Origin of the sequence: Bradyrhizobium sp. BRP19 (assembly GCF_020194195.1) — a bacterium.
Taxonomy (GTDB): domain Bacteria; phylum Pseudomonadota; class Alphaproteobacteria; order Rhizobiales; family Xanthobacteraceae; genus Bradyrhizobium; species Bradyrhizobium yuanmingense.
The window spans coordinates 1-1794 of sequence record NZ_JADYVZ010000068.1 but is presented as its reverse complement, the minus strand read 5'-3'; the positions used below and the strand labels follow the sequence as shown (position 1 = coordinate 1794).

At 57.1% G+C, this 1794-nt stretch carries 1 protein-coding gene; it reads left to right on the top strand.

The annotated features are described in order from the left end of the window. The coding region (locus I6F36_RS38510) for an acetoacetate decarboxylase family protein (protein ID WP_225143913.1) at nt 1–756 on the top strand (756 nt) is incomplete at its 5' end. Between the last annotated feature and the right edge of the window lie 1038 nt (nt 757–1794).

Here is a 1794-nt window from a genome sequence, read left to right as displayed (position 1 = left end):
ATTCCTCTTGATGCGCCTCTCTACCGTGGGAGCAGAGACCGTGGCAGCGCGTTTCTCGGCTGCCAAGCCATAAACCTTGTATTCAGCGTGGGGAGCGAGGTGTCCTCTCTACTACCGAAGGGATTAGTACCCGTAGCAAACCCTGCAATCGCCGTTGTGGGGGTCGCGAGCTATCCCTCAAGCACTGTGGGGCCGTACTTGGAGTGCTATTCAGGAATTCAAGTTCGTGATCCCGGCGGTGAGACCGGCTTTTACATTCCTTACATTTACGTGACAACGAATGATGCAGCGCTTGCCTCGGGACGAGAGGTTCTTGGTGCTCCAAAAAAGCTGGCGCACATTACTCTGATTAGAGAAGGTGGCCTAATTCAGGGTACGCTCGAGCGTCCAGCTGGCAAGCGCCTGCTGACTCTTACCGCTCAACCGGACCAGCGCATGAGCTCGAGTTCGCAACAGATGTTTTCTGCGCGGACGTATTTCTACTCGGTTCGGCATTTGCCCCCCATCAATGAGCGCGGGAAGGGCGCAGTAACGCAGCTCGTCAAATGGTGCACCGCGCGAACGTTGCGACGCGACGAGCTTGGCGATCAAGTTCAATTTACTGGACCCATCTCCCTAACTTACGACTCACCCTCGATTGTCGATCCCGTGCACAATATTGCACTTGGCGAACCCATGCTTGGCACATACGAGGAGTATGACGCCAAGCTCGAGGTCATTGATATCCTTTCGGAAACCGCAACTCCAGGCAAATAGTGATCGATAAGCTTTAGGAGTTCATCGGATCCTGAGTTCAGCCGCGGGCTCTCGGCGTGCCCATTGATGGGCCATTACAGCGACGCAAGCTAGGGTCCTAACGCACTGCATGAAACACGCAAGGGAGAAGGCTGCCGCGTGCGCCCGCCGCGGGGCGACTTCTCGGTGGCGACTCGACGGAGAACGTCCGCCTTTCATCGCCATCTAACGCCCGAGACCATCAACGCCGTCTACGCCGACGGCTATGAAAGAACCCGTTGGCTCTCCTATGCCAGCTATGCTGCGCTGGTGCCCCTCCACAGCTGCCGAGCAGCCGCGGGCACGTGCGTTGCGTCGTTCGGAACTAGCCGCTTGGTCAGTGCCATGCCAGCGGCGACCTGGTCCCCGCGCAGCGACGTGGCGACCAACGGGTGCCAGCCTCGAAGCGAAGAAGACTGCTCATGCGGCATAATCCGGCTTGCGGCATAATCAGCGAGCTCGCGGATGAAAAGCGGTGATCATCACTGCTGCAGACTGCGAATATGAACAACGTCGATCATTCGCATGATCACCACAACGCTTCAGCGTATCCCTAATGGCTGGCCCAGGACAGAAATCGAGGCGCTAATGCCAAGGAACCCACGCCGCCAGCGGCCTTTGGCTCGCGGCTTCCGAGTTCTTTCAAGGTGCGCCTGCAGCCACGGTGCGGACCGGCACATAAGCAATGCTGTCGCTGCTCCGATCGTGGCCTTATAATACAAATTGCGGGCACCAATGCCTGGACGGCCTTCCTGCTCTTACACCCGCGTCCGTTTTCAGCAAACGGCGACAATGAGCTGACCACCGGCCGCTCGAAAATGCTTTGCTCTACCGAAGGCGCATTGCCACCAGAACTGGCCGATCAGACGATCTTGGGAAAGTACTAGGCGACTGCCCCAAGCTCGTCGTCGCTTATATGATCTACACGATTCGACTGCTCAACGCTGATGTTGTTGTATCTTGAGATTATCCAACAACTTCGAGCCTTCACTGAACGATCTCGACCAAGATCGCTCTGCC